Source organism: Pseudomonas sp. CFBP13509 (genome assembly GCF_005233485.1).
GTDB classification, from domain to species: domain Bacteria; phylum Pseudomonadota; class Gammaproteobacteria; order Pseudomonadales; family Pseudomonadaceae; genus Aquipseudomonas; species Aquipseudomonas marginalis.
On the sequence record NZ_QGAA01000003.1, the window covers coordinates 412,649 to 438,685 of the forward strand.

General features: G+C 61.0%; 24 protein-coding genes. 13 read left to right on the forward strand and 11 right to left on the reverse strand.

Translation table 11 applies throughout. From position 1 onward, the window contains the following. Positions 1-14 precede the first annotated feature (14 nt). A complete protein-coding gene (locus PspCFBP13509_RS07750; protein WP_065926856.1) occupies positions 15-944 on the forward strand; it encodes a zinc ABC transporter substrate-binding protein in 930 nt (309 codons plus the stop codon). A 129-nt stretch (positions 945-1,073) separates the two neighbouring features. Here the strand turns inward: PspCFBP13509_RS07750 and PspCFBP13509_RS07755 are convergent, their stop codons facing one another. Then, complete coding sequence (locus PspCFBP13509_RS07755) at positions 1,074-2,027, reverse strand: homoserine kinase (RefSeq protein WP_074848104.1); 954 nt, start codon at positions 2,025-2,027, stop codon at positions 1,074-1,076. 56 nt (positions 2,028-2,083) lie between these two features. After that, positions 2,084-2,374, reverse strand: coding sequence for a DUF2782 domain-containing protein (locus tag PspCFBP13509_RS07760; protein WP_060756492.1), 291 nt, complete (start codon positions 2,372-2,374; stop codon positions 2,084-2,086). A gap of 74 nt (positions 2,375-2,448) precedes the next feature. Between PspCFBP13509_RS07760 and polA the strand changes: the two genes are divergently transcribed. Continuing rightward, on the forward strand, positions 2,449-5,232 hold the full coding sequence (gene polA, locus PspCFBP13509_RS07765; RefSeq protein WP_065926858.1) for a DNA polymerase I: 2,784 nt from the start codon (positions 2,449-2,451) through the stop codon (positions 5,230-5,232). Between the two features lie 269 nt (positions 5,233-5,501). Here the strand turns inward: polA and yihA are convergent, their stop codons facing one another. Next, a complete protein-coding gene (gene yihA / locus PspCFBP13509_RS07770) occupies positions 5,502-6,143 on the reverse strand; it encodes a ribosome biogenesis GTP-binding protein YihA/YsxC (protein ID WP_027608030.1) in 642 nt (213 codons plus the stop codon). Between the two features lie 192 nt (positions 6,144-6,335). Here yihA and PspCFBP13509_RS07775 point away from each other — a divergent pair, with 192 nt between their 5' ends. The 6 genes from PspCFBP13509_RS07775 (at position 6,336) to PspCFBP13509_RS07800 (ending at position 11,919) form a co-directional block, all read left to right on the forward strand. Then, positions 6,336-6,638 carry a c-type cytochrome gene (locus tag PspCFBP13509_RS07775; RefSeq protein ID WP_027608029.1) on the forward strand — a complete coding sequence of 101 codons (303 nt, stop codon included), beginning with the start codon at positions 6,336-6,338 and terminating at the stop codon, positions 6,636-6,638. A 33-nt stretch (positions 6,639-6,671) separates the two neighbouring features. Next, positions 6,672-7,298 (forward strand): c-type cytochrome, encoded by a 627-nt coding sequence (locus PspCFBP13509_RS07780; protein WP_065926859.1) that lies wholly within the window; start codon positions 6,672-6,674, stop codon positions 7,296-7,298. A gap of 168 nt (positions 7,299-7,466) precedes the next feature. Continuing rightward, entirely contained in the window at positions 7,467-8,102 is a 636-nt protein-coding gene (gene dsbA / locus PspCFBP13509_RS07785; protein WP_027608027.1) for a thiol:disulfide interchange protein DsbA, read from the forward strand. Between the two features lie 10 nt (positions 8,103-8,112). Continuing rightward, on the forward strand, positions 8,113-8,991 hold the full coding sequence (locus PspCFBP13509_RS07790) for an endonuclease/exonuclease/phosphatase family protein (RefSeq protein ID WP_065946468.1): 879 nt from the start codon (positions 8,113-8,115) through the stop codon (positions 8,989-8,991). Beyond that, complete coding sequence (locus PspCFBP13509_RS07795; RefSeq protein WP_065946469.1) at positions 8,988-11,054, forward strand: diguanylate cyclase; 2,067 nt, start codon at positions 8,988-8,990, stop codon at positions 11,052-11,054. The genes PspCFBP13509_RS07790 and PspCFBP13509_RS07795 overlap by 4 nt, the downstream gene beginning before the upstream one ends. Before the next feature lie 88 nt (positions 11,055-11,142). Then, the gene (locus tag PspCFBP13509_RS07800; protein ID WP_065926862.1) at positions 11,143-11,919 is read left to right on the forward strand and encodes an N-acetylmuramoyl-L-alanine amidase; all 777 of its coding nucleotides are present in this window, start codon (positions 11,143-11,145) and stop codon (positions 11,917-11,919) included. A gap of 8 nt (positions 11,920-11,927) precedes the next feature. Here the strand turns inward: PspCFBP13509_RS07800 and PspCFBP13509_RS07805 are convergent, their stop codons facing one another. Then, entirely contained in the window at positions 11,928-13,715 is a 1,788-nt protein-coding gene (locus tag PspCFBP13509_RS07805) for a KinB sensor domain-containing domain (protein ID WP_137211769.1), read from the reverse strand. A gap of 10 nt (positions 13,716-13,725) precedes the next feature. Continuing rightward, positions 13,726-15,072 carry a sigma-54-dependent response regulator transcription factor AlgB gene (algB, locus tag PspCFBP13509_RS07810; RefSeq protein ID WP_065926864.1) on the reverse strand — a complete coding sequence of 449 codons (1,347 nt, stop codon included), beginning with the start codon at positions 15,070-15,072 and terminating at the stop codon, positions 13,726-13,728. A 389-nt stretch (positions 15,073-15,461) separates the two neighbouring features. Here algB and PspCFBP13509_RS07815 point away from each other — a divergent pair, with 389 nt between their 5' ends. The 5 genes from PspCFBP13509_RS07815 to PspCFBP13509_RS07835 all read left to right on the forward strand — a co-directional run bounded on the left by PspCFBP13509_RS07815 (position 15,462) and on the right by PspCFBP13509_RS07835 (position 19,861). After that, the gene (locus PspCFBP13509_RS07815) at positions 15,462-15,761 is read left to right on the forward strand and encodes a hypothetical protein (protein ID WP_065926887.1); all 300 of its coding nucleotides are present in this window, start codon (positions 15,462-15,464) and stop codon (positions 15,759-15,761) included. Positions 15,762-15,840: 79 nt separating this feature from the next. Then, the gene (locus PspCFBP13509_RS07820; RefSeq protein WP_003170804.1) at positions 15,841-16,005 is read left to right on the forward strand and encodes a DUF1328 domain-containing protein; all 165 of its coding nucleotides are present in this window, start codon (positions 15,841-15,843) and stop codon (positions 16,003-16,005) included. Positions 16,006-16,007: 2 nt separating this feature from the next. Then, entirely contained in the window at positions 16,008-16,475 is a 468-nt protein-coding gene (locus PspCFBP13509_RS07825) for an inhibitor of vertebrate lysozyme family protein (RefSeq protein ID WP_065946470.1), read from the forward strand. A gap of 727 nt (positions 16,476-17,202) precedes the next feature. Beyond that, positions 17,203-18,534, forward strand: a complete 1,332-nt coding sequence (gltP, locus tag PspCFBP13509_RS07830; RefSeq protein ID WP_065926866.1) for a glutamate/aspartate:proton symporter GltP — start codon at positions 17,203-17,205, stop codon at positions 18,532-18,534. A 97-nt stretch (positions 18,535-18,631) separates the two neighbouring features. Beyond that, the gene (locus PspCFBP13509_RS07835) at positions 18,632-19,861 is read left to right on the forward strand and encodes a nucleoside recognition domain-containing protein (RefSeq protein WP_027608018.1); all 1,230 of its coding nucleotides are present in this window, start codon (positions 18,632-18,634) and stop codon (positions 19,859-19,861) included. An 88-nt stretch (positions 19,862-19,949) separates the two neighbouring features. Here PspCFBP13509_RS07835 and PspCFBP13509_RS07840 read toward each other — a convergent pair whose 3' ends face one another. The 6 genes from PspCFBP13509_RS07840 to PspCFBP13509_RS07865 all read right to left on the reverse strand — a co-directional run bounded on the left by PspCFBP13509_RS07840 (position 19,950) and on the right by PspCFBP13509_RS07865 (position 25,987). Beyond that, positions 19,950-20,561 (reverse strand): ABC-type transport auxiliary lipoprotein family protein, encoded by a 612-nt coding sequence (locus PspCFBP13509_RS07840; protein WP_065926867.1) that lies wholly within the window; start codon positions 20,559-20,561, stop codon positions 19,950-19,952. Next, complete coding sequence (locus PspCFBP13509_RS07845; protein ID WP_027608016.1) at positions 20,558-21,496, reverse strand: MlaD family protein; 939 nt, start codon at positions 21,494-21,496, stop codon at positions 20,558-20,560. The genes PspCFBP13509_RS07840 and PspCFBP13509_RS07845 overlap by 4 nt, the downstream gene beginning before the upstream one ends. 1 nt (position 21,497) lies before the next feature. Further along, positions 21,498-22,301 carry an ABC transporter ATP-binding protein gene (locus PspCFBP13509_RS07850; protein WP_065937854.1) on the reverse strand — a complete coding sequence of 268 codons (804 nt, stop codon included), beginning with the start codon at positions 22,299-22,301 and terminating at the stop codon, positions 21,498-21,500. Beyond that, positions 22,298-23,446 (reverse strand): ABC transporter permease, encoded by a 1,149-nt coding sequence (locus PspCFBP13509_RS07855; protein ID WP_074848111.1) that lies wholly within the window; start codon positions 23,444-23,446, stop codon positions 22,298-22,300. The genes PspCFBP13509_RS07850 and PspCFBP13509_RS07855 overlap by 4 nt, the downstream gene beginning before the upstream one ends. Before the next feature lie 54 nt (positions 23,447-23,500). Continuing rightward, a complete protein-coding gene (locus tag PspCFBP13509_RS07860) occupies positions 23,501-24,532 on the reverse strand; it encodes a DUF5924 family protein (protein WP_065946472.1) in 1,032 nt (343 codons plus the stop codon). Between the two features lie 72 nt (positions 24,533-24,604). Continuing rightward, the gene (locus PspCFBP13509_RS07865; RefSeq protein ID WP_137211770.1) at positions 24,605-25,987 is read right to left on the reverse strand and encodes a M16 family metallopeptidase; all 1,383 of its coding nucleotides are present in this window, start codon (positions 25,985-25,987) and stop codon (positions 24,605-24,607) included. Positions 25,988-26,037 lie beyond the last annotated feature (50 nt).

Below are 26,037 nucleotides of genomic sequence, written 5' to 3' on the forward strand. Positions count from 1 at the left end.
TCCTACGTCATTGAGTGGTCATCGTGTCCCGACTTTTTCCCGTTTTTGTCGTATTTGTCACCAGTTTGTTCCTCGCTGGCGCCGCTCAGGCCGAGGTCAAGGTGCTCACGAGCATCAAGCCATTGCAGTTGATTGCCGCTGCCGTGCAGGACGGTGTGGCGGTTCCGGAGGTATTGCTGCCGCCGGGTGCATCGCCCCATAACTTCGCCTTGCGCCCATCCGACGTACGGCGCGTGCAGTCGGTCGATCTGCTGTATTGGATCGGGCCGGACATGGAGGGCTTCCTGCCTCGCGTGCTCAAGGGGCGTACCGCGCTGACCGTAGCAGTTCAAGACCTGCCGGGGATGAAATTGCGTCGGTTCGCCGAAGATAGCCATTCCCACGCCGACGATGCCGACGAACATGACCATGATCACCGCCCGGGGAGCCTGGATGCGCACCTGTGGCTGTCCACGGTGAACGCTCGGGTGATCGCAGCGCGTATGGCCGCTGACCTCAGTGCAGCGGACCCCGTGAACGCCGCGCGTTATCAGAGCAATGCCAAGGCTTTCGACGAGCGCCTGGATGCACTGGATGCGCGCCTGAAAAAACGCCTGGCGAGCATCGGTGACAAACCTTACTTCGTGTTCCACGAAGCCTTTGATTACTTTGAAGACGCCTACGGGCTCAAGCACACCGGCGTGTTCAGCGTTGCCGCCGAAGTGCAGCCTGGCGCCCAGCATGTGGCGGCGATGCGTACGCGTTTGCAGGAAGTGGGCAAGACCTGTGTGTTCAGTGAACCGCCGCTGCGTCCACGTTTGGCCGAAACCCTGGTGGCAGGTTTGCCGGTGAAGCTGGCGGAATTGGATGCGCTGGGCGGCTACACCCCGGCCACAGCCCAGGGTTACGAACAGGTGCTGGAGAAGTTGGGGAACGACTTGGCAGGGTGCCTGGAGTCGTTATAAGCCGCAGCGCAGATCAAATGTGGGAGGGGGCTTGCTCCCGATAGCAGAGTGCCAGTCAGTGCATAAGTTGACTGATCTACCGCTATCGGGAGCAAGCCCCCTCCCACATTTTTTTGCCCGCCTGAACCGTTAAAGGGCGAACGGCAGGTGGACAGTGACGTCTTGGCGTTGCGCCAGCCGATGCTCGAACTCGGCGGGATCGTGAATGAGAACATTCTGCCCGGCAAAGGACTCAGCGGCGATCAGGCGCGACAGCCAGAACCGCACGCACGCCACCCGCAGCATGGTCGGCCATAGCTCGGCCTCCTTGGCCGTGAACGGCCGCAGGCCTGCGTAGGCACCCAGCAACGCTCGGGCGCGCGGGCCATCAATTACGCCATCGGCGTCCGAACACCAGTCATTCAGGGCGATTGCCACGTCGTACAGCATCGGGCCCGAGCAGGCGTTGTAGAAGTCGATCAGGCCGGTCAGGTGTGTGCCTTCGAACATCGCGTTGTCGCGGAACAGGTCGGCGTGCACGTTGGCGCGTGGCAGGGCGAGGATCTCGGCCTTATGGGCCTCGATTTCAGTCAATACTGCTTGCAGCAGGCTTTGCTGTGCATCGTCCAGGTGCGAAATCAGCTGCGCACCCTCGCTGAGCATCCAGTCCAGGCCGCGATCGGTCCTGCGCTCCAGCACCTTCTCGCCTTGCGTCGCCAGGTGCAGATGGCCGAGCAGGTCGCCGACCTGGGCGCAATGCTGTGAGTTGGCGTCCTTGATGTGCTTGCCGGCCAGGCGCGGTTGCAGCAGCGCCGGTTTGCCTTTCAGTTCGCGCAATGCGACGCCGTCCGTGGTGCGCAGGGCGTAGGGTACCGGCAGGTCGGCATCGTGGAGCACATCGAGCAGTTCGATGAAGAACGGCATTTCTGCGACAGGGCCGCGCTCAACCAGGGTCAGGACGAATTCGCCCTGTTCCAGGCTGATAAAGAAATTGGTGTTTTCGCTACCAGCGGCAATCCCCTGGAAGTCAAGCAGGCGGCCGAGCCCGTAGGGGGCGAGAAAGGTTTCCAGCTCGGGCCGAGCCAGGGGGGTGAACACAGACATGGTTAAAACTGCCAGTACGGGCGCCGCAGTGGGCGGCGCCAATTGAAGTTAAGAAATCATTTCCATTCGAAGATCTTCCATGACGGGATCAGCATATCCGGCTGGTCAGAGCGGATGAAGTTCGCGTCGGTTCCATCCGCGCGTACCAGGAAATACGGAGGCGCGCCTTTTACGGTCACCTTGATTGCATACAGGAAACCGTTTTGACGGTACTCCTGGATAGTCCGGTCGCCTTCCGTGCGAATGGTCACTTCCGGATCACCCGAAGGCGCGCTGTCTGCCGCCATGGCAGCCATCGGAGCGAGTGCAATCAGGCCGGTCAACAGCAGGCGATTGAATGTACGCATGATAACCTTGTCCCTTTGTTTTCATTGGTCCGGCTATTCTAGCGCCTGACCCGCCGAAAAGGTTGATCCTGCTCATGAGCCAAGCCCCCCTCGTCCTGGTGGACGGTTCGTCTTACCTGTACCGCGCGTTCCACGCGCTGCCACCGCTGACCACTTCCAAAGGCCTGCCGACCGGTGCGGTCAAGGGCGTGTTGAACATGCTCAAAAGCCTGCGCAAGCAGTACCCGGACAGCCCGTTCGCGGTAGTGTTCGACGCCAAGGGTGGGACGTTTCGCGATGACATGTACGCCGAATACAAGGCCAACCGCCCAAGCATGCCCGATGACATGCGCGTGCAAATCGAGCCCCTGCACCAGAGCGTGATCGCCCTGGGCTTCCCTTTGCTGTGCGTCGAAGGCGTCGAGGCCGATGACGTGATCGGTACCCTGGCCCGCAGCAGTGCGGCCGCTGACCGTCCGGTGGTGATCTCCACCGGCGATAAGGACATGGCGCAGTTGGTCGACGGGCACATTACTCTGGTCAACACCATGACCGGTAGCTCGATGGACATCGAAGGCGTAAAGGAGAAATTTGGCGTCGCTCCGGAGCAGATCATCGACTATCTGGCGTTGATGGGCGATTCGTCCGACAACATCCCGGGCGTTCCGGGCATTGGTCCGAAGACCGCTTCCGGCTTGCTGGTGGGCGTGAACGGCGGCCTCAAAGAGCTTTATGAGCAGTTGGACATTGTGCCGACCCTGCCGATCCGCGGTGCCAAGACGCTGCCGGCGAAGCTGGAAGAGCATAAGGAGATGGCATTCCTCTCCTATCAGTTGGCGACGATCAAGATCGATGTGCCGCTGGACGTGGGTCTGGACGATTTGCACCTGATTGAACCGGATCGCGAAAAGTTGCTGGAGCTTTACACCCTGCTGGAGTTCAAGAGCTGGTTCGATGAGATTCAGCGCGATGCCAAGCGAGTGGAGCTCAAGGCCGCGCCTGTTGCCGAGGACATTGTTGAGGCCGCGCCCGCGGCACCCGCAGAAACGACCTACACCACGATCCTCGACCAAGCCACATTCGATGCCTGGCTGAAGAAGCTCAACGACGCGAAGTTGTTCGCTTTCGACACCGAAACCACCGGGATCGACGCTCAGCAGGCGCAACTGGTGGGGGTTTCCTTCGCCGTGCAGCCCCATGAAGCCGCCTACATCCCGCTGACCCATTCCTACATCGGTGCGCCGCAGCAGCTGGATCGCGACACTGTGTTGCTGGCCTTGAAGCCATTATTGCAAGACCCGAGCAAGCTCAAGGTCGGCCAGCACGCCAAGTTCGATATGAATATCCTGGCCAACTGTGCCATCGGCGGCGACCCGGCGAATGGCATCAGCGTGCGCGGTATCGCGTTCGACACCATGCTTGAATCCTACGTGTTGAATTCCACTGCGACCCGCCATGATATGGACAGCCTGGCCAAGAAGTACCTGGACTACGACACCGTCAGTTTCCAGGACATCGCCGGCAAAGGCGCCAAGCAGCTCACGTTCGACCAGATCCCACTCGAACAGGCTGGTCCTTATGCCGCCGAGGATGCGGACGTGACGCTGCGCCTGCATCAGGCACTGCACGCACAGCTCACCGCCATACCGAGCCTGGCGAGTGTGTTGACGGACATCGAAATACCCCTGGTGCCGGTACTTGCGCGTATCGAACGCCAGGGCGCGCTGGTGGATGCGCAGCTGCTCGGTGTCCAGAGCATCGAGCTGGGCAACAAGATGGTCGAACTGGAGCGCCAGGCGTTCGAGATCGCCGGCGAAGCATTCAACCTGGGGTCGCCCAAGCAGCTCGGCGCGATTCTCTACGAGAAACTCGGCCTGCCGGTGCTGAAAAAAACGGGCAAGGGCCAGGCATCCACGGCAGAGGAAGTGCTGGCCAAGCTGGCCGAAGATGACTATCCGCTGCCCAAGGTACTGATGCAGTACCGCAGCATGAGCAAGCTGAAAAGCACTTACACCGACCGCTTGCCGGAGCAGATCAACCCGCGGACCGGGCGTGTTCACACCTCTTACCATCAGGCGGTGGCGGCGACCGGGCGGCTGTCTTCCAGCGACCCGAACCTGCAGAACATCCCGGTGCGCACCGCCGAAGGGCGGCGCATCCGCCAGGCGTTTGTCGCGCCCAAGGGCTACAAACTGCTGGCGGCGGACTATTCGCAGATCGAACTGCGGATCATGGCGCACCTGTCCAAGGACGAGGGGCTGATGAATGCGTTCCGTAACGACCTGGATGTGCATACCGCCACGGCGGCCGAGGTGTTCAAGGTCGAATTGGCTGAGGTCACCTCCAATCAGCGTCGCAGTGCCAAGGCGATCAACTTTGGCCTGATCTACGGCATGGGGGCACAGAAGCTCGGCAAGGACATCGGTGTCGATACCAAGACCGCAAAGGCTTACATCGATGTGTACTTCGCCCGCTACCCAGGCGTTCGCGAGTACATGGAGCGCACCCGCGCCCAGGCTGCCGATCAAGGCTACGTGGAAACCTTCTTCGGACGTCGGCTGTATTTGCCGGATATCAACTCCAACAAGCCCCAGGAGCGCGCGGCCGCAGAACGCACGGCGATCAACGCGCCGATGCAGGGCACGGCGGCGGATATCATCAAGAAGGCCATGGTGCTGGTGGATAACTGGCTGACCGCGTCGGGCCTGGATGCCAAGGTGATCCTGCAGGTACACGATGAACTGGTGCTCGAAGTGCGGGAGGATCTGGTGGCCGAGGTCAGCGAGAAGATTCGCGAGCACATGAGCGCGGCCGCGCAGTTGGATGTGCCGTTGGTGGTGGACGTTGGCGTAGGCGACAACTGGGACGAAGCGCACTGATTTCGCGGCGCCGCCACCACCGAGCGTGGTGGCGGAATGCTTTAGATCGGAAATCCGCTGCAGTTATTTCCAATAGTTTTTTGACCCTGCCGGAACTTAACCTGTGAACTGCTACTCAGAGTTACTGAATGGGTGGTGAAGCCCTTCAATGCTCCTATGTTGTGTTAAGTGTTGGCAGATATCCGGACCCCGCCCTAGCGGTCCGGTACTTGAACCCCGAACTTCCCCTCCCCATACGAAGTCCGGGGTTTTTTTTGCCCGCAGAAAAGTTACTCGGCGAGTTCCGCACCTTTATCAGCCAACTCCATCCAGCCGGCCAACACGGTATAGGCGTCTTCCAGGCCCATGCGCTTGGGTGCCGAGAACAGCTGGATGGTGATTGTGTCACCCCAACCCTTGCGGATTTCGGACTGCACTTTAAGCAGGGTGTTCTTGGCGGCGCCGTAGGTGAGCTTGTCGGCCTTGGTCAGCAGGATATGCATCGGCATGCCGCTGGCGACCGCCCAATCCAGCATCAGCAGGTCGAAGTCGGTCATTGGATGACGGATATCCATCATCAGGATCAACCCCTTCAAACTCTCCCGGCCACCCAGGTAAGCCTCCAGGTGACGCTGCCAGTGCAGCTTCAGCGGGATAGGTACTTTTGCATAACCGTAGCCCGGCAGGTCGACCAGACGCCGATCATCGTCTAGCTTGAAGAAGTTGAGTAACTGCGTGCGGCCCGGGGTTTTCGAGGTGCGTGCGAGGCTGGCGTGGGTCAGGGTGTTCAGTGCGCTGGATTTACCGGCGTTGGAGCGACCGGCAAAGGCGACTTCAAAGCCTTCGTCATCGGGGCATTGGTCAACTTTGGCGGCGCTGAGCATGAAGGTGGACTGTTGGCACAGGCCGAGGATGGGGTTCTTGAGTTGCATGAGATTTCCGATGTGGGCGGTGCCGAAAAAGGGTGCGGCAAGCGGTGTCGTTTCCGTTTCAGTAGCGCCAGTATATAATGCCGCAGATTTTGTGTGTGCTTTGTCCCAGCGAAGGATGAAGTTCACGGGAGCGATAGACCTTTATTGCGCATTAGAACGCAAAACGCTCTCAAACCCTGAAAAGGTCGATGTATGACCCGATGGTTGCTCGCTTTCGGTGCCCTGGTTCCGCTGTATGGCGCTCAGGCTACACAGGATCCGGAAGCGGTGTACAACCGAGTTTGCGTGGCTTGCCATGCCGGCCAACTGCCGAACGCCCCGAAACGGGGTGACCAGGCAGCCTGGGCGCCAAGACTGGCGCAGGGCATGGACACGCTGGTGCAACACGTGACCCAGGGTTTCAAGGCAATGCCGCCGCGTGGTTTGTGCATGGACTGCAGTACCGAGGATTACCAGGCCATCATTGAGTTGATGGTGAGTAAACCCGGTAGATAACTCTTAAACCCTTAGCCGTAGTTGGATTAGCTGATGAACAAACTGATCGTGAGTCTGCTGTTGACCTTGGGCATCACCGGTGTTGCCGTCGCCGCAGAGGGCCCCCTTAAAGGTGATGCCACTGCCGGTCAAGCGAAAGCCGCCGTATGTGGTGCCTGCCATGGGCCGGATGGTAACAGCCCGGCGCCGAACTTCCCCAAATTGGCCGGCCAGGGTGAGCGTTACCTGACCAAGCAGATGCACGACATCAAGGATGGCAAGCGCACGGTCCTGGAAATGACCGGCCTGCTGACCAACCTCAGTGACCAGGACCTGGCAGACCTCGCGGCTTATTTTGCCAGCCAGAAAGGCAGTGTGGGAGCTGCTGATCCGAAACTGGTGGCCCGTGGTGAGAAACTGTTCCGCGGCGGTGACCTGGATAAAGGCCTGCCTGCCTGCACCGGTTGCCACTCGCCCAATGGCGCGGGCATAGCCGCCGCCGGCTTCCCGCACCTGAGCGGCCAGCACGCTACCTACATTGCCAAGCAGCTGACCGATTTCCGTAAGGAAGAGGCCGGGCGAGCCAATGATGGCGACGCGGCAATCATGCGCACCATCGCTCGCAAGCTGAGTGATGAAGACATTGCGGCGGTCTCCAGCTACATCCAGGGCCTGCACTAAGGTGCACGCAACGTTAACGCTCGATTAATCCATCGATGCAAGCATAAAAAGGGTGGCTTAGGCCGCCCTTTTTTGTGGCCGCTGCCGTTACACTAACGAACTCATGCCCGCGTAGACCTGTCACAACAAAGGTCGCGTGAGGCGACTTTATTTGTCCAGGAGTAAAGCATGCGTAATCTGATCCTCAGCGCCGCTCTCGTCACTGCCAGCCTCTTCGGCATGACCGCACAAGCTGCCGACGTGCCGCTTGAAGCCGGTAAAACCTACGTTGAATTGGCCAACCCAGTGCCGGTTTCGGTACCGGGCAAGATCGAAGTGGTAGAGCTGTTCTGGTACGGCTGCCCGCATTGCTACGCTTTTGAGCCGGTCATCAACCCTTGGGTCGAGAAGCTGCCCAAGGACGTGAACTTCAAGCGCATCCCCGCCATGTTCGGCGGCCCATGGGATGCCCACGGCCAACTGTTCCTGACCCTGGAAGCCATGGGGGTGGAGCACAAGGTCCACAACGCGGTATTCGACGCCATCCAGAAACAAGGCAAGCGCCTGACCAAGCCGGACGAAATGGCTGACTTCATTGCCACCCAAGGCGTCGACAAGGACAAGTTCCTGGCCACCTTCAACTCCTTCGCCATCCAGGGCCAGATCAAACAGGCCAAGGAGCTGGCGCAGAAGTACGGCGTGCAAGGCGTACCGACCATGATTGTCAACGGCAAGTATCGTTTCGACCTGGGCACTACCGGTGGTCCTGAAGCGACCCTCAACGTTGCCGACCAGTTGATCGCCAAAGAACGCGCAGCCAAGTAAGGGGCTCCTCATGCGCCGCTGGGGTACTGAACGTGTGGTTGGCCTGCGTGAACCGCAGGTCAACGCACATCACCTGGAGTCCACAGGTTTGCCGGCAGACAACCGCCTGCGCCTGCTCAGCTTCAATATCCAGGTGGGCAACAGCACCGAGAAGTACCGGCACTACCTCACCCGTGGCTGGCAGCATTTGCTGCCCCACAACGGCCGGGCCGGTAACCTGCAGAAGATCGGGGACCTGTTGAATGATTTCGACCTGGTCGCCCTGCAGGAAGCCGACGGCGGCAGCATGCGTTCCGGCTATATCAATCAGGTCGAACACCTGGCGCACCTCGGGGCCTTCCCCTACTGGTACCAGCAGCTCAATCGCAACCTCGGGCGCCTGGCGCAGCACAGTAATGGTGTGCTCAGCCGTTTGAAGCCCACCTCCATCGAAGATCACCCATTGCCGGGCCCCAAGGGGCGCGGGGCGATTCTCGTGCGTTTTGGCGAAGGGCCTGAGGCCTTGGTGGTGGTGATGATGCACCTGGCGCTCGGGGGGCGTACGCGCAACCTGCAATTGGCCTACGTGCGCGACCTGATTGGCAACTACAAGCATCAGGTGTTGATGGGTGACATGAACACCCATGCGAACGACCTCCTGCTGAATTCCCCGTTGCGTGACCTCGGGCTACTGGCGCCGCAAGTCGAAGCCACGTTCCCCAGCTGGCGCCCGCAACGCTGTCTTGACCATATCCTGCTCAGCCCGAGCCTCACACTTGAGAGTGTGCAGGTACTGGCGCAGCCCATCTCCGATCACCTGCCAGTCGCGGTAGAGATTCGTCTGCCGGGTTCGCTCACGGCTGATGCATTGCCCGCGTTGAGCCCCGGCCCTCGCGGACCCCTTGCATGAGCGACGACGCCCAGCGCTGGAAAGAAAAATACCTGTTAAGCATCGAGCAACAAGAAAAGCTCGAACGCCGTTGGGCTGCCCGCCTCGACCTGCTGCGTCGTGGGCTGGTGCGCAGCACACTGGCGGCGGAAGGCACCGACCGCGCGGTTGACCAATGCATGAAGGAAATGCGCGACGTCGTGCGTACCGACGACATGGACGCTGCCCTCGCCGCCTTGCTGCCGCGCCTGGAGAAGGCGGTACTGGATTCGGAGCAGCGCCGCGAAACCCGGATCGACCAGATGAGCACCGCACTGACCTCCCTGGTCACGCAGTTGCAAAAGCTGCCGCTGCCCCGTGAGGTCGCCCGTCCGCTGAAAACCTTTGCCAAGCAGTTGGATGGCCGCGTCAGCCAGGCACGTGAGATTCCCCTGTTACTCAGCGAATTGAGCAGTCTGCAAGGGCAGGCGCTGGATAACCTGGAGCCGGACGGTGAAACCGTGCGCCCTGGGCCGGGTTTATTGCAGCGCCTGTTTGGTGCCAAGGACGTGTCGAGCGAGGCAGCGGCCAGTGAGCCCGTCTCCAGCCCGTCACCGGCGCCGGTTGCCGCCAAGCCCGTCGCCGAGCCCCAGGCGCCCGAACAGTCCGAGGAACTGGCGCAAGCCTTGCGGGCCTTTGCGCCGCAGCCTCAGGAACCGGTTGCCGCGCAGCCTGAACCCGCAGCGCCGGCCAAGGCGGTTGATGCCAGCAGTGAAAAGTTTGTGTACGAGGCGCCTGCTCAAAGCGGCGCCTTGGCTGCGCCTGTCGACGTTTCTCCAGCACCTGTCGTGCCCGGCAAGCCTGAGCCACAGGTGGAAGAAACCAGCACCGAAAGCGCCCTCGCCGCCTTTATCGAACCGCCACAGGCTGTGGTCGAGGCACCGCAGGAGACGGTGATCGGCAGCCTCTCGCTCCCTCCAGTGCTTGAGGCCGAAGAGCCGGACCCCGACGAACTTCAATCGGATGGCCTCTACTCCTTGCCGGATTCACCGGAGCCGTCGTACAGCTCCGTGGCCAAGCACATCGAAGACACCCTGATCGGCCTGTTGGAGGAGTTGGCCTTGCCCGAGCGCCATCGGCCCCAGGCCGAAGCCATGCGTGAGCGCTTGGCCCACGGGTTGAATTGGTACGAATTGCTGCCGATCCTCGATGACTTGGCGGTGCTGATGCTGGCGATCACCGACAGCGGGCAGCACGAGTTCGAGGCATACCTCAAACAGCTCAACGAGCGCCTCGAAGCCTTTCAGGGCCATTTGCAAGTGGCCAGCGACGGCCATGCCGACAGCCGCTCCGCTGCGAGGGAGTTGGACACGCAGATTCGCGAACAGGTCGACGGCCTGCAAAGCAGTGTCCAGGAAGCCGCGGACCTGGACAGCCTCAAGCAGGTGCTCGAAAGCCATCTGGAAGGTTTACTCGGCACCATGGACGAGCACCAGCAACAGCGTGACCAGCGCGAGCAGGAAGTGGCAGCGCGCTTGAAAGGCCTGGCCGAGCGGGTCGCCAATATGGAGCAGGAAGCCCAAGGCTACCGTGAGCACCTGGAGGTGCAACGCCAGAAGGCCTTGATCGATCCGCTCACCGGCTTGCCTAACCGCGCGGCCTGGAGCGAGCGCCTGGATCATGAGGTCAATGCCTGGCACCAGCGTGGCAATAGCCTGTCGCTCGCGATGCTGGACCTGGATCACTTCAAGCGCATCAACGATGGCTACGGCCATCTGGCGGGTGACAAGGTGCTGAAAATCATCGCCAACGTCCTGCGCAAGCGCCTGCGCACCAGCGACTTTATCGCGCGGTTTGGCGGTGAGGAGTTTGTGTTGCTGATGCCCCACTCATCCCTCTCGGATGCGTTGGCGGTGGGTGAGGTGCTACGTGCTGCGATTGCCGCCTGCCCATTCCACTTCAAGGGCGAGCCGGTGACGATTACCGTGTCCATGGGCGTGGCGCAGTTCCTGCCCGGTGAGCGCAGTGAGCTGGCGCTCAAGCGAGCGGACGAAGCGTTGTATCGGGCCAAGGCCGCTGGGCGTAACCAGGTGCAGGCGGCGTAAAAGATGTTCCATTGTGTAATTTGACCGCCGGGCCACAAACGGTACGTTACACTGTTGCATTATCGTCTTCAGCGTACTGTCTTCCGCCATGAAATCCTTGTACTTCGCCTGTGTATTTCTCCTGCTCGCCGGCTGCGCCACTGGCCCGCGCCTGGACACCCGCCACCCCTCGCTAAACCACGACAACCGCGTGCAGTTCGTGGTCGTCCACTACACCTCTACCAATCTTGAGCGTTCCCTCGCCCTGTTGACCCACGGCCAGGTCAGCGCTCATTACCTGATCGGTGACGACGCCGGCGCCACTATCTACAAGCTGGTGGATGAGAGCCAACGTGCGTGGCATGCGGGAGAAAGCGAGTGGATGGGGCGTACCTGGCTCAACTCCAGCTCCATCGGTATCGAAATCGTAAACCCTGGCTACAAGGACACCCCTACAGGCCGCCTGTGGTACCCGTACTCCGAGGCCCAAGTGAAGTCGCTGGTGGTGTTGCTCAAGGATATCAGCAAGCGCAATGGCATCGATCCCAGGAACATCATCGGCCATAGCGATATCGCACCCCTGCGCAAGCTCGATCCGGGGCCGCTGTTCCCCTGGAAGCGCCTGGCCGATGAAGGCCTGAGTGTGTGGCCGGATGCCCAGGCCGTCGCCCGTTTCCAGGTGCAGTACGCCGCTGAATTGCCGAGCATCACCTGGTTCCAGGAAGAATTGGCGCTCCTCGGTTACCCGACACCCCAGACGGGTGAGTTGGATGTCGCCACGCGCCATGTGATCGCGGCGTTCCAGATGCGCTTCCGGCCATCCCGGTTCGATGGCGTGCCGGATGCCGAAAGTGCTGCCATCCTGCGTGCCCTGAACCGGCGCTAAGCTGGCGCCTACAAGGGCAGCGCCATATAGAACTGGGTGCCCTGCCCCGGCCGCGAATACACCCCCATGCGGCCGCCGTGCAATTGCACGATCTCCTTGCACAGCGCCAGCCCCAGGCCGGCGCCGCCTTTCTTGCGGCCAACCTGGACGAAGGGTTCGAAGATGCGCCCTTGCTGGCCATAAGCGATACCTTCGCCGTTGTCTTCGACGCTGATAATCACCCGCTCGCCATGACGTCGCGCCTGCAGGCGAATTTGCCCACCGTCGGCGGTATGACGCAGGGCATTGCCCAGCAGGTTGTCGAGCACCCGTTCCAATTGCGCCTGGTCGGCATACAGCCGTGGCAGATCGGATTGCACTTCTACCAGCAGTTCTATGTGTTGCGCATTGGCGGGCTCCGCAAAGCGCTCGCGGGCGTGTTCGAGCAGATCGGTCACGTCGCAGGGGCCCAAGGTGAGTTTCTGCAGGCCATTCTGGTAGCGCGAGAAATTGAGCAGGTCGTTGATCAACTGCATCAGGCGCTGCATTTCTTCATTGACCGTATCCAGCAGGTCCGCTTCACGGGATTCCGGCGGGAACTTCGCGCGTTCACGGAACAGGCCGAACGCCATATGCATGCCGGTCACCGGCGTGCGCAGTTCATGGGACGCGCGCAAGACGAATTCGCTGCGTACCCGCTCGAAGGCGCGCTGTTCGGTGACGTCGTGCAGCACCATCACCGCCCCAAGGATATGTCCCTGGGTATGGCTGACGGGAGTGAGGCTGTAGGTCAGCAGGCGCAGTTCGCCTTCGACTTCGACTTCCAGGTCCTCCGGCGCGCGCTCCAGAGTGCCGCCGCGCAGCACCAGTTGCAGTTGTTCATCCAGCTCCGGGCGCACCAGGGCTTCGCCAAGGCCTTGGCCCAGGCGTTCCTCGTCCCAGCCCAATTGGCGTTGCGCAACGGGGTTGAGATGCTCCAGGCGGCCTTGGCGGTCAATCATCAGCAGGCCGTCGTCGATGCTGTCGAGCACGGCTTGCAGGCGCTGCTGGCCGGCCAGCAACTCGTCAACATTAGTCGCCTGATGCTGGCGCACCGCCTCGGCCATAAGGCCGAAGCGACGGGTCAACAGGTTCATTTCCGCTGCCGAAGAGAGCGGTAGGGTCACTTCAAAATCGCCCTGGCCGATCTTGTCGGCTGCTTTTGCCAGCGCTTCGATCGGGCCGCCAAATCGCCGGGCGATGCCATGGGCCGTGACAAATCCGATAATCAGCACTGCAAGGCCCACCAACCCCAGCAAACCGGCGATCAGCAAGGCGCGCCCGCGGGATTTATGCTCGCTGGCGCTGATGTTTTCCAGGGCTTGTTTATGTTCGGCAATCAGCCCGTTGCGCAGCACATTGAAGGTTTCGGTGAGTTTTTCCTTGCTGCCCGGTGGTGGCGACGCCTGCTGGGATTGCTCGAAGGCGTCCAGCAGGTCCTGGTATTGGGCTCGCGCCTGGCTGAAACCGTGGTTATGGCCGTCGCGTTGCTCATGGGCGATGCCTTGGTCCAGCAGGTCGAAGTAATGCTGCTTGGAGCTTTGCAATGCCTGCGGATCGGGGCGATGTTCCAGCATCATGATCAATTGGTCGCCCAGGCTTTGGCGCAGTTTGAGCCCCAGGTCCAGCGTGACGAAGTTGCTGCGAATCAGGGACTCCTGGGTCTTGGCCATTTGCATGACGCTGACCAGACCCAGGATCAGACCCAGCAGGGCGACGGTGATCAGCGCTGAGATACTCAGGAACAATCGAGTGCGCAGTGTCATCGCTAGCTTCATAGGGTGCAGCTCACAGGTTGTACTGTTTGCGTTTGCGGTACAGGGTCGACGCGTCGATGCCGAGGGTGCGGGCGGCCTGGTCCAGGGTATCGCTGGTGGCCAATACGGCGCCGATATGGGCTTTCTCCAGCTCGTCCAGGCTCAACGCCGCGCCAATGCGCGGGGCGTTATTGGTCGGTTGTTCGGCCATGCCGAGGTGGATGATTTCGACCTTTTCCTGTGGGCAGATGATGCTGGCGCGTTCCACCACGTTGCGTAGTTCGCGGATATTGCCTGGCCAGCGATAGTTGAGCAGGGCTTCGCGCGCTTGATCACTGAAGCCCCGCGCCGGGCGGGCGTATTCCTTGACGAAGCGCGCCAGGAAGCGGTCTGCCAGGGTGAGGATGTCTTCACTGCGCTCGCGCAGCGGGGGCAGGTGCAAGGTGATGACGTTGAGGCGATACAGCAAGTCTTCACGGAAGCGACCGTCGCGCACCATGTCTTCCAGGTTCAGGTTGGTGGCGGCCAGGATACGCACATCGGCGCGACGGGTGACCGGGTCGCCCACGCGCTCATACTCCTTGTCCTGGATAAATCGCAGCAACTTGGGTTGCAGAGTGAGGGGAAAGTCGCCGATTTCGTCGAGAAACAGTGTACCGCCGTCCGCCTGGTTGACCCGGCCCAACGTGCTCTCACTGGCACCGGTAAAGGCACCACGGCTATGGCCGAACAGCTCGCTTTCCATCAGTTCTGCCGTCAGCGACGGACAGTTGATGGTCACGCAGGATTTCTTCGAGCGCTTGCTCCAGCCGTGAATGGCCCGGGCCAGTTCGCCTTTACCCGTGCCGGACTCGCCGAGGATCAGGATGTTGGCATCGGTGCCCGCCACCTGGCGTGCGGTTTCAAGCACAACCATCATTGACGGGCTGTGGGAGTCGAGGCCGTCTTTCTGCTGGCGTACGGCGCCTTCCAATGCTTCCAGGCGCGCGGAAAGTTGGCGCACCTCCAGCTGTTTGGCGGTGGCCAGGCGAAGTTGGTCGGGGCTGCAAGGCTTGACCAGGTAGTCGGCGGCACCCGCCTGGATCGCGTCCACGGCGGTATCGACGGCGGAATGGGCGGTGACGATCACCACACGCATCCACGGCGCCTGGATCCGCATCTGGGCCAACACATCCAGGCCATTGTCTTCACCCAGGCGCAGGTCCAGGAAGCACAGATCGAACACCTGGCGTTGCATCAGGGCATCGGCCTGGGCGGCGCTGTTGGCGGTGGCGACGGTGTAGCCTTCATCTTCCAGGCAATAACGGAAGGTGCGGAGGATCGCGGACTCGTCATCCACTAAAAGAATGCGGCCTTGAAGTTCCTTGGCTGATTCCATCTGTCCCGCGCTCCTTAACTATGAATGATGGTGTTTAGTCCCGGAATAATCGGGCAAGTTGCATGGTTTATTCTGATCGATAAAAAGCAACGTCGTGCAGCTATCTGCAAGTCTTCCTACAAAGCCCCGTCTGATGGCGTTTTCATGCCGTCTTGCCACTTCGGCAACTCAACCCGCGCATTCGATCCTTTGACCCGACCGCTGGCCATCGTGCATTTCGCACGGCCTGTAGCGGTGGATCGTGCAGGATGCTGCGCCGCCAGTTGAGCCTTAATTTATAAGCTGTTGATTTTAATGGTTTTTATTTTGCAAAAAAGCTGGCATGCGCTCTGCAATACCTCTCTCAAGAGCGTCATGAACGAATAATCAGAATGCGGGAGAAAAGCAGCATGACTCGCCAACACCTCAGCCAACTGCGTGTATCGCCACTGCGTATGCAACAGGGGCTGTTTGCCAGCCTGGCCCTGATGGTCACGCTGATTGCAGGCCAGCAGATGCAACATTGGCAGCAGAGTCAGCCCCAAGCCCCGCAATTCGAACGTCCGGTAATGACCCAGACCCATTTCAGTTCCATTGAGAGCCGTGCCGTCGGGAGCGTTTCTGCCGATGTGACCGCCAAGCAATTGAGAGTGGCCGATCAGGACTCCACCCTGGGCGAGCTGCCAACCCAAGAGCGTTGGGTGTTCTAGGCAAAAACGTCGGACGCTTGTGTTGAGCGCCTGAACGGCATCACCGCTGTTACCTTTTATAAGCGTAAGGAGAATCACCATGTTGAGTTGGGCAATCACATTTCTGATCATCGCCATTGTGGCCGCAGTCCTGGGCTTCGGTGGTATCGCGGGCACCGCCACGGGTATCGCCAAGATTCTGTTTGTGGTCTTCCTGGTGATGTTCATTGCTTCGTTCTTCTTTGGTCGTCGCGGCCGAGGCTGAAAATGACCACTTTGTCCCTCAAAGCGATTGCTGCCGCTGTGCTCTTGGGCGGCAGCGGCTTCGCGATGGCCGCCAATGACGGTCAGTCGCGGGCCAACGAACTGCTCAGCGCGGATCCGCAGTACCGCGAGACCTGGCAAGGCGTGGTGAAGAAAGAAGAGCGCCTGCCGGAATGGGTCTTGAACCTGTCGGGCACGGCCGAGCAGATGAATGCCGTGGAAGAAGATGGCGATAAGTACTTGGTGGGGCCGCTCTGCGAAACTGCGGATACGTGCCTTAACAAGCGCCTGATCGTCGCCTTCAGCCTCGACAAGGAAGATGCCTACGCCATGTTGGTGGAAGTCCCTGCCGGTTTGCCGGCGGACAAGTCTCCGACGCGGCATGCCGATTACCGGTTTATCGGTAAGCCGGACGAAGGCATGCAGAAGCTGCTGATGGAGCAGCTGAAGAAAGATCCGAATTGGTACTAGGTTGCGTCTGACGGGTCTGTCGTCTGCGCGATCAGCGTCCATAGAAAGAAGCCTCTCGCTTCTTTCTGTCTGCATCCCCCGCCAAGGGGGATGCATGACCAGGGGGCCGGGTTGTTCTGATCAATTGAGATCGGCGTGACCTACGGGCACAGGGAGTGCCTGCGCAAGGGCCAGGTCAGGTGAAAAGCTGCGACGCAGGTTCACAAGCCCACGGCTTGCTGAACTTGCGGCGGGCTTGTGACTCTTATTCCCGCCTCCTATGCCGCCCATAGCCACAAATCCTGATTTTGCTTTCGACCAACCATTACTGGGTGTGTCGGGGCGACCATCTATCGAGAAAGTTTTGCTCGTGCCATAGGACGTTTCCGACGCTCGACGGCAGAGTTCCCCGGCATTTCTGCCAACCTCTCCAAGACCTGCAAAATCTCTGCGCGAGCCTGAATTGGCAGGTTCACGGCATATTCACCGGACAAAATGTCACATTTGAACTGACCGTTCGGACAGTTATTATGGAAAAAAGTCATGCCGATTTGGCATGGGGTAGGCGTTTACGGCATTAGACGTCGTCCCCTTGCATGGGAATAGTTGCGCCTTTTTTCGCCTGCCAGTAAGCCATTTCGGCCATGCTGCGGTGACCTTCCATGGAGGCAGATGCGCACACTTTTTCGCTCTCGAGCGTTGCAGCTGGCGCATTTGCCTTAAGTCCACTTGAAGTAAGGGTAATGACATGAAGAAGGCAAAGCTAAGCCTCGCCTGGCAGATCCTCATCGGTTTGGTATTGGGGATCGCAATCGGCGCAGTGCTCAACCATTTCAGTGCTGAAAAGGCCTGGTGGATCAGCAATGTGTTGCAGCCAGCGGGCGATATCTTTATCCGCCTGATCAAGATGATCGTGATCCCGATTGTGATTTCCTCGTTGATCGTCGGCATTGCCGGTGTCGGTGACGCGAAAAAACTCGGGCGCATCGGCGTCAAAACCATCCTTTACTTCGAAGTGGTCACCACCATCGCCATCGTGGTCGGCCTGCTGCTTGCCAACCTTTTCCACCCGGGCGCAGGCATCGACATGAGTACCCTGGGTACCGTCGATATTTCCAAGTACCAGGCGACCGCCGCCGAGGTGCAGCATGAGCATGCGTTCATCCAGACCATCCTCAACCTGATCCCGTCTAACATCTTCGCCGCTGTAGCCCGTGGCGAGATGCTGCCGATCATCTTCTTCTCCGTGCTGTTCGGCCTGGGCTTGTCGAGCCTCAAGCCGGAGCTGCGCGAGCCGCTGGTGACCATGTTCCAGGGCGTGTCCGAGAGCATGTTCAAAGTCACCCACATGATCATGAAGTACGCCCCCATCGGCGTATTCGCGCTGATCGCGGTGACCGTGGCCAACTTCGGCTTTGCCTCGCTGCTGCCGCTGGCCAAGCTGGTGATCCTGGTTTACGTCGCCATCCTGTTCTTCGCCTTTGCGGTGCTGGGCCTGATCGCTCGCCTGTTCGGCTTCTCGATCCTCAAGCTGATGCGCATCTTCAAGGACGAGTTGGTGCTGGCCTACTCCACCGCCAGTTCCGAAACTGTGCTGCCGCGTGTGATCGAGAAGATGGAAGCCTACGGCGCGCCCAAGGCCATCTGCAGCTTCGTGGTGCCGACCGGCTACTCGTTCAATCTCGACGGTTCGACCCTGTACCAGAGCATCGCGGCGATCTTTATCGCCCAGCTGTATGGCATCGACCTATCGATCGGCCAGCAACTGATGCTGGTATTGACCCTGATGGTCACCTCCAAAGGCATCGCTGGTGTGCCGGGCGTGTCCTTCGTGGTGCTGCTGGCCACCCTGGGCAGCGTGGGTATCCCGCTGGAAGGCCTGGCCTTCATCGCCGGTGTCGACCGCATCATGGACATGGCCCGTACCGCGCTGAACGTGATCGGCAACGCCCTGGCCGTGCTGGTCATCTCGCGCTGGGAAGGCATGTACGACGACGCCAAGGGCGAGCGCTACTGGAACTCCCTGCCGCACTGGCGCACCAAGCAAGCCCTGCCGACTGCCCAAGCCACTCGCGGCTGATAGCCCGACGGCTGTAAGACAAACCCCGGTAAATCCGGGGTTTGTCGTTTCTGTCAGCCCCGCTATCATTCGCCCCATCTTTCGGGGGATTCAACTGATGCTCAATGGCCTGTGGCTTGGCTTCTTTGTCGTGGCAATGGTGTCAGCACTGGCGCAATGGCTGGTGGGCGGTAACGCCGGGATTTTCGCGGCGATGGTCGAAAGCATTTTCGCCATGGCCAAATTGTCCGTGGAAGTGATGGTGCTGTTGTTCGGCACCCTGACGTTATGGCTGGGCTTCTTGCGTATCGCCGAAAAAGCCGGGATTGTCGAATGGCTGGCCAAGGCCCTGGGCCCGCTGTTCCTGCGCCTGATGCCGGAAGTGCCGGCCGGTCACCCGGCCATTGGCCTGATCACCCTCAACTTTGCCGCCAACGGCTTGGGCCTGGATAACGCAGCAACACCTATCGGCCTGAAGGCCATGAAGGCGCTGCAAGAGCTCAATCCCATCCCTAACACGGCGACTAACGCACAAATCCTGTTCCTGGTGCTCAATGCATCCTCCCTGACCCTGTTGCCGGTGACGATCTTCATGTATCGCGCCCAGCAAGGTGCGCCCGATCCGACCCTGGTATTCCTGCCGATCCTGCTGGCCACCAGCGCATCCACATTGGTGGGCCTGCTGTCGGTGGCGGTGATGCAGCGCCTGCGGCTGTGGGACCCGGTGGTGCTGGCCTACCTGGTTCCAGGCGCATTGGTACTGGGTGGGTTCATGGCCCTGCTGGCGACCCTCTCGGCCACCGCATTGGCCGGGTTGTCGTCAATCCTCGGCAACCTCACGTTGTTCGGCCTGATCATGCTGTTCCTGCTGATCGGCGCGCTGCGCAAGGTTAAGGTCTACGAAGCATTTGTCGAAGGCGCCAAGGAAGGCTTCGACGTCGCCAAGAACCTGCTGCCGTACCTGGTGGCGATGCTGTGTGCGGTGGGCGTGTTGCGTGCCTCCGGCGCGTTGGACCTGGGCCTCGAAGGCATTCGCCATGTGGTGGCCTGGACGGGCATGGACACGCGCTTTGTCGACGCCTTGCCGACCGCAATGGTCAAGCCCTTCTCCGGCAGCGCGGCCCGGGCGATGTTGATCGAGACCATGCAGACCCAGGGGGTGGACAGCTTCCCGGCGTTGGTGGCGGCGACGATTCAGGGCAGTACGGAGACCACCTTTTATGTGTTGGCGGTGTACTTCGGTTCGGTGGGCATCCAGCGGGCGCGGCATGCCGTAGGGTGCGCGTTGCTGGCTGAGTTTGCTGGTGTGGTCGCAGCGATCGCGGTGTGCTACTGGTTCTTTGGCTGAGGCTTAAATAGCTATCGGGAGCAAGCCCCCTCCCACATTCTGAATGTGTTCACAGATCCAAATGTGGGAGGGGGCCCCGATGAGGCCCTCAGCGTTTCACCGCACCATTGCCCTGCTGAACAACCCACTCCACCACCTGCCTGTTCAACTGATCTCCCGCCAAGCCAAACCCGGTCACCACCGCCGGCACTTTGGTGTCAGTCACCGCCTGCTGCACTTCAAACCGCCGGCTGGCAATAATCCGCTGATCACTTCCACGCACCAGGCGTGCGTCGAGGCGGATCACCACCGCTACCGCACTGCCCCGGTACTCGCTCTGAAACGCCTGCAACTGCCCGCCCAATTCATAATCGGCCTGCAGGTTGGTGTCGTCGGTGCTCAACAGCGTTACGCGTCCATCGCGCTGGAACCCGTCCATCAGGCGATTGCGCAGCAGCACCGGCACTGGGTCGCTCCAGCGTGAGTTCGCATAGCTGCTGATCAAATCGCCATTGGGCACCACGGCGATGCGTGGGCTGTCGAGGAACTCACTGGTCTGCGGCTTGGCCAGGCGCAGCGACCAATTGACTGGCGCGCCCTGGGTCGTGCCCTGGGCCGTAGGCAGTCGGTAGACGTCCGACGGATCCGCCTTGGGCAGGATCGAACACGCGCTGATCAGCGCCAAGGCCACAGGGGCGATCATTTGGTAAGCACGCTTCATGGCGTGAACTCCTTGTTCTTGTCGCTGCCCAGCAGGTAGCCGCTGGGGTTGGCTTCCAGGCGGCGAGAGATGGCGCGCAGTGAACCGAGGGTTTCGCGCAGTTCGCGCACGGCCGGCGCCAGTTCGTTGAGGCCCTGCATGCCGCTGTTCACCGAGTCCTTGTTGTTGGTCAGCAAGGTATTGATGGTGGCGGTGCTTTGCTCAAGGGATTTCATCGCCTGTTCGGCGCTGCCGAAGACCTGCTTGCCTTGATCACTGAGCAGGCCATTGGCGTTGCGCATCAGCGCCGTGGTTTGCTCCAGGGCGGCCCCGGCCTGCTTGCTTACCTGCATCAATTGCTGCATCACCACCTTGATATCCCCACGCTGGTCGGCAATCGCGCCGGTGGTTTGTTCCAGATGGTCCAGGGTGTTGCTGAGGCGCTCGACATTCTGCGCGGAGAACATGTCGTTGGCGTTGTGCAGCAGCAGGTTGATGCTGGTCATCAGGTCGTTGCTGTTATTGAGTAATCGCGCGATCGGCGATGGCGAGGCGATGATCTCCGGCAGGTTGCCGTCCTTGCCCTTGAGCTCCGGGCTTTGCGGCGTGCCGCCGCTGAGTTGGATGATCGAGGTGCCGGTGATGCCGGTCAGCGCGAGTTTGGCCTGGGTGTCTTCCTTGATCGGCGTCTGGCCGGCCAGGCGAATGCGCGCGAGTACGCGGCGCGGGTCCTTGGGATCCAGGCGCAGGCTGATGACATCGCCCACCTTGATCCCGCTGTATTGCACCGAGCTGCCCTGGGACAGGCCGCTGACCGCTTCGTTGAAGATCACTTCGTAATCCTGGAAGGCGCTGTCGACGCTGGATTTGGCCAGCCACAGGCCAAACAGCATCGCGCCGACCACCACGATCACGCTGAACAGACCGATCATCACATGATGGGCTCGGGTTTCCATGTCATACCTCGTTGAGCGGTTGAGCGGCATCCAATGCCGCGCGGCCACGGGGGCCGTGGAAATATTCGTGAATCCAGGCGTCGTCCGTTTCCGAGACGATATCGATGGCATCGGCCACCAGCACCTTCTTCTGCGCCAGCACCGCCACACGGTCGGTGATGGTGTAGAGCGTGTCCAGGTCATGGGTGACCAGGAACACGCTCAGGCCCAGCGCATCACGCAGGGTCAGGATCAGTTGGTCGAATTGCGCCGCACCAATCGGGTCGAGGCCGGCGGTGGGTTCGTCGAGGAACAGGATGTCCGGGTCCAGTGCCAGGGCGCGTGCCAGGGCCGCGCGCTTGATCATGCCGCCGGACAGCGAAGCGGGGTATTTGTCGGCCGCCGACAGCGGCAGTCCGGCCAAGGCCAGCTTGACCGCAGCCAGGTGCTCGGCATCACGGCGGCTGAGCCCGGCATGTTCGATCAGCGGCAGCGCGACGTTCTCGGTCACCGTCAGCGAGGAGAACAGCGCGCCCTTCTGGAACAGTACGCCAAAGCGCCGTTCCACCAGCGAGCGTTCATGTTCCGGCAGGCTCGGCAGGTTCTTACCGAACACCCGCACTTCGCCTTCACTGGGCCGGCGCAGGCCGACGATGCTGCGTAGCAGCACTGATTTACCGCTGCCGGATCCGCCGACCACCGCAAGGATTTCGCCCTTGTACAGATCCAGGTCGAGATGCTCGTGCACGCGTTGGCTGCCAAAGCGATTGCACAGGCCACGCACTTCAATCACCGCCTCGGTGGGCGCACGGTGCAGACGACTCACCAGCCCATCTCCATGAAGAACAACGCGGCCACCGCATCCAGCACGATCACCACAAAGATCGATTGCACCACGCTGGAGGTGGTGTGGGCGCCGACCGATTCGGCGCTGCCGCTGACCTTGAAGCCTTCCAGGCAGCCGATGGCGGCGATCAGGAAGGCGAAGAACGGGGCTTTTACCATGCCCACCAGGAAGTGCTGCACGCCAATGTCCGATTGCAGCAGCGAGAGGAACATCGCCGGCGAGATGTCCAGGGCCACGGCGCAGACCACGCCGCCGCCGACGATCCCCGCCAGCATCGCCATGAACGTCAGCATCGGCAGTGCCACCAGCAACGCCAGCACGCGCGGCAATACCAGCAACTCCATCGGGTCCAGGCCCAGGGTGCGGATGGCGTCGATTTCTTCATTGGCCTTCATCGAGCCGATTTGCGCGGTAAAGGCGCTGGCGGTGCGACCGGCAATCAGGATGGCGGTGAGCAATACGCCGAATTCCCGTAGGAAAGAGAACGCCACCAGGTCCACGGTAAAGATCGTTGCGCCAAAGCTCTTGAGCACTGTAGCGCCGAGGAACGCCACGACGGCACCGACCAGAAAGGTCAGCAACGCGACGATGGGCGCGGCGTCGAGGCCGACCTGTTCAAGATGGGCGACCATCGGCGTCAGGCGCCAGCGCTTGGGCCGGAAAATGCCCCGGGCAAAGGTTTCGAGGATCAGGCCGATAAAGCCCAGCAGTTGCTTGCTGTCTTGCCAGACCTTGTCCACGGCCGCGCCGATACGCGCCAGCACCTGAATGCCAGTGGCTTCTTCCGGCGCTTTGTCCGGCACGCAAAAATCGTTGAGGGAGCGGTAGACGGTCTTGAGCAGCGCGCGGTCGGCTGCGGACAGGCTGCAGTCGGTCTGCTCGGCGGATTGTTCGATACGGGTGGGCCCCAGCAGCTCCACCAGCAGCGAGGCGCCGGCGGTATCCAGGGCGCCGAGGCCATTGAGATCGATGCGCGCTCCGGCGTCGTATTGGCCGTCGAGCTTGTCCGACAGCTTCTTCAGGTTTGCGTAGTGGGCAAGCGTCCAGTCCCCTGTAATCCGCAGTAACGGGGGAGCGGTGGACGTATCGAGGTGGGCTGCGCCGGCCGTAGTACTACTGGTCATAAGCTCCGAGCTTGTCTGGCTATCCACAATTCCTACGTAATAGCACGATCCTGCCTACTTTGGGTTGTCGGTTTGTGCTGTGTCCGTCACTTTAAAACGCAGCACGCCGATCACCTGGCCGTCCTCCGTCAACACTTGGACTTGCCAGCGCCCTACCGCTTCGGGCGGGAAGTTCTGCTTGTGGGTCCAGGCGCGGTAGCCCTCCTTGCGTCCGCCGTGGATGTCCAGGGCGATGCGGTCGACCTCTTTGCCGTTGAATTTCCACACGTGGTAGATGCGCTCATCCAGCCCGCGCGGCGCGTTGATTGCGGTGTAGGCATAGAGCCCGCCGCTGCGCAGTTGGGCGGCGCTGACTTCCTTGAGGTCGTCACCCGGCGTGCGGTCTTGCAGTTGGGTGCTGATCGCCACTTCGGTCATCCACAAGGTGGCCGGCGGTACCCAACTGCGCAGGAACCAGCCCGCGCAACCAATGGCGGCCGTTACCCCCAGCAGCATCGCCCAGCCCTTGAGGCTGCGCAGCGGCAGGCTCACCGCCAGGCTTGGAATCGACAAGGCCATGGCGACGCCGAGGGCGAGTTTGTAACTTTCGGCGGTGGTCAGGTGCAGGATGATCGGCAGCGCAGTGAGCAGCGCGGCGAACAGGGTCAGGGTGTGCAACGCGAGGAACAACGAACGCTTGGGCGCCAGCCATTTGTAGTACAGCGGGTCGACGATCGACACCAGCGCGGCCGCGCCGAGCAGGCCGGTGAACACCGATTGGCCGCTGTTCCAGGCGGTGGTGACGAAAAAGAACGGCAGCACGAAGAACAGACTTTCCTGGTGAATCATCTGGGTCGCGTAGCGCAGCAGGGGTTCGGGTATTTCGCGCTTGAAGACTTTGGTGAACAGCTGGGTAAAGCTGTTTTCCAGCATCAGCCACAGCCAGCTCACCAGCATGATCACCGCGATCCAACTGGCCATGCCCTGCTGGCGATCCACCAGGATGAAGCTGCATACACCCGAGATAAAACCGCCGAGTGCAATCACCCCTGGGTAGCGCTTCATCAGTTCGAGGACGCGGGTGATTAAGCGGGTCAGGTTTTGCATTCGGCGGTTCGCAGTCTTTGTAGGAAAAAATCCCAGACAGAATAACGTCTTAGGCCAGGGTTCGGTGCCTCATTACGCGATCCGTTTGCGATAACGGCGCACGCCGATCAACGCAATGGCGATCAGCCCGAGGACGCCGGCGCCGATCCAGTTGAGCATGTCGTAGCTCAGCAGTGGTTTCTCGATGCGCCAGTAACCCGGTTGCTTGAGCAACTCGCGCATGGCCTGGCTGGTCTGCTCCAGGCTCACGGCCTTGATGCGTTTGACCGGGTCGCTGAAGTGGCCGTTGTCGTAATCGCCCGAGGCGCTCCAATAATAGTCGGCCAGCGCGCTGTTGCCCTGCACGGCCCAGGCCTGGCGGGCGATGGCGGCCTGTTTGAGGCGGGCAAATACCGTTGGGTCAAGGCCGTCCTTGAGCAGTTGCGTCTTGAGGTCTTGCAGCACCTGCTCGGCTTCGGGGAGGTGGTCCCGCTCGAGGTCGGCATTCAGGCTGAGGAAGCCAACGCCGCCGAGCACTTCGCGCTCGCTCCAGGGCCCGTAGGACAACCCATGCTTGAGGCGTAGTTGGCGGTACAGCGCCCAGTCCAGGTAATCCTTGAGCAGGTCGTAGGTTTCATCATGCTGGTCGTCCAGTACCGGCTCGGGGAACAGCCAGTGCAGTTTGGCACTGTCGCCCACCCAGCCGTGGATCAGGTCGCGGTGGCTGGCGGCGGCGTGCTGGATCTGCGGCAGCGCCGGGTGCTCGCTGGGTTCGATCGGGTCGAGTTGACCGTAGGTGCGTTCCAGGTAGGCCGGCAGCAGTTTGTCGAGGTCGCCGACGATGATCAGGGTCATGTTGTTGGGGGCGTACCAATTTTTGCGCAGCGTCTCCAGTTGATCGCGGGTCAGGTGATCGACCTCGGCGCGCTCGGCGCATTTGAGCCCCAGCTCGATGGCCAGTTGATTGCTGGCGGTGTGGCCCAGGTCCTGGCGGTCGAGCAGGCGTTGCAGGTGGGAGTAATGACCGCCGTCTTCGCGCTCGACGACCTGTTTGGCCGCGTTGATATTGGCGTCGGTCAACTGGGTGCGGGTGATGATCGCCAGCAGCAGGTCGAGCACCTTGCGCTGGTTTTGCGCGGGTGCCTCGATCACAAAGGTCGTATCGGCGTTGCTGGTGTAGGCGTTCCACTCGCCACCCAGGGCTTGCATGCGGTCTTCCAGCTCGCCTTCGCCGCCGCCGTCGATACCGCTGAACAGCAAGTGCTCGAGCAGGTGCGGCAGTTCCTTGTCCTCGCAACCGAAGTCGTCCAGGCCGACGCCGACCACCAGGCGAATCGCCACATGGCCGCGCTCGGTGCCCGGTTTAAGCAGCAATTGCAGGCCGTTGGGCAAGGTGTAGCCCTCAACCTGCAAGCGGTCAAAGGCAAGGACGTGGGCAGAACCCATGAGCAGGCAAGCGAACAACAGGCGACGCATAACAAGCTTCCTGGCGAGTGAGGTCAGCTTTAACTGACTTCACGGGCCAT

Coding starts and splice junctions, on each gene's coding strand:
- PspCFBP13509_RS07755 (WP_074848104.1), bottom strand. CDS start 2,027: ATGTCTGTGTTCACCCCCCTGGCTCGGCCCGAGCTGGAAACCTTTCTC.
- PspCFBP13509_RS07760 (WP_060756492.1), bottom strand. CDS start 2,374: ATGCGTACATTCAATCGCCTGCTGTTGACCGGCCTGATTGCACTCGCT.
- polA (WP_065926858.1), top strand. CDS start 2,449: ATGAGCCAAGCCCCCCTCGTCCTGGTGGACGGTTCGTCTTACCTGTAC.
- yihA (WP_027608030.1), bottom strand. CDS start 6,143: ATGCAACTCAAGAACCCCATCCTCGGCCTGTGCCAACAGTCCACCTTC.
- PspCFBP13509_RS07775 (WP_027608029.1), top strand. CDS start 6,336: ATGACCCGATGGTTGCTCGCTTTCGGTGCCCTGGTTCCGCTGTATGGC.
- PspCFBP13509_RS07780 (WP_065926859.1), top strand. CDS start 6,672: ATGAACAAACTGATCGTGAGTCTGCTGTTGACCTTGGGCATCACCGGT.
- dsbA (WP_027608027.1), top strand. CDS start 7,467: ATGCGTAATCTGATCCTCAGCGCCGCTCTCGTCACTGCCAGCCTCTTC.
- PspCFBP13509_RS07790 (WP_065946468.1), top strand. CDS start 8,113: ATGCGCCGCTGGGGTACTGAACGTGTGGTTGGCCTGCGTGAACCGCAG.
- PspCFBP13509_RS07795 (WP_065946469.1), top strand. CDS start 8,988: ATGAGCGACGACGCCCAGCGCTGGAAAGAAAAATACCTGTTAAGCATC.
- PspCFBP13509_RS07800 (WP_065926862.1), top strand. CDS start 11,143: ATGAAATCCTTGTACTTCGCCTGTGTATTTCTCCTGCTCGCCGGCTGC.
- PspCFBP13509_RS07805 (WP_137211769.1), bottom strand. CDS start 13,715: ATGAAGCTAGCGATGACACTGCGCACTCGATTGTTCCTGAGTATCTCA.
- algB (WP_065926864.1), bottom strand. CDS start 15,072: ATGGAATCAGCCAAGGAACTTCAAGGCCGCATTCTTTTAGTGGATGAC.
- PspCFBP13509_RS07815 (WP_065926887.1), top strand. CDS start 15,462: ATGACTCGCCAACACCTCAGCCAACTGCGTGTATCGCCACTGCGTATG.
- PspCFBP13509_RS07820 (WP_003170804.1), top strand. CDS start 15,841: ATGTTGAGTTGGGCAATCACATTTCTGATCATCGCCATTGTGGCCGCA.
- PspCFBP13509_RS07825 (WP_065946470.1), top strand. CDS start 16,008: ATGACCACTTTGTCCCTCAAAGCGATTGCTGCCGCTGTGCTCTTGGGC.
- gltP (WP_065926866.1), top strand. CDS start 17,203: ATGAAGAAGGCAAAGCTAAGCCTCGCCTGGCAGATCCTCATCGGTTTG.
- PspCFBP13509_RS07835 (WP_027608018.1), top strand. CDS start 18,632: ATGCTCAATGGCCTGTGGCTTGGCTTCTTTGTCGTGGCAATGGTGTCA.
- PspCFBP13509_RS07840 (WP_065926867.1), bottom strand. CDS start 20,561: ATGAAGCGTGCTTACCAAATGATCGCCCCTGTGGCCTTGGCGCTGATC.
- PspCFBP13509_RS07845 (WP_027608016.1), bottom strand. CDS start 21,496: ATGGAAACCCGAGCCCATCATGTGATGATCGGTCTGTTCAGCGTGATC.
- PspCFBP13509_RS07855 (WP_074848111.1), bottom strand. CDS start 23,446: ATGACCAGTAGTACTACGGCCGGCGCAGCCCACCTCGATACGTCCACC.
- PspCFBP13509_RS07860 (WP_065946472.1), bottom strand. CDS start 24,532: ATGCAAAACCTGACCCGCTTAATCACCCGCGTCCTCGAACTGATGAAG.
- PspCFBP13509_RS07865 (WP_137211770.1), bottom strand. CDS start 25,987: ATGCGTCGCCTGTTGTTCGCTTGCCTGCTCATGGGTTCTGCCCACGTC.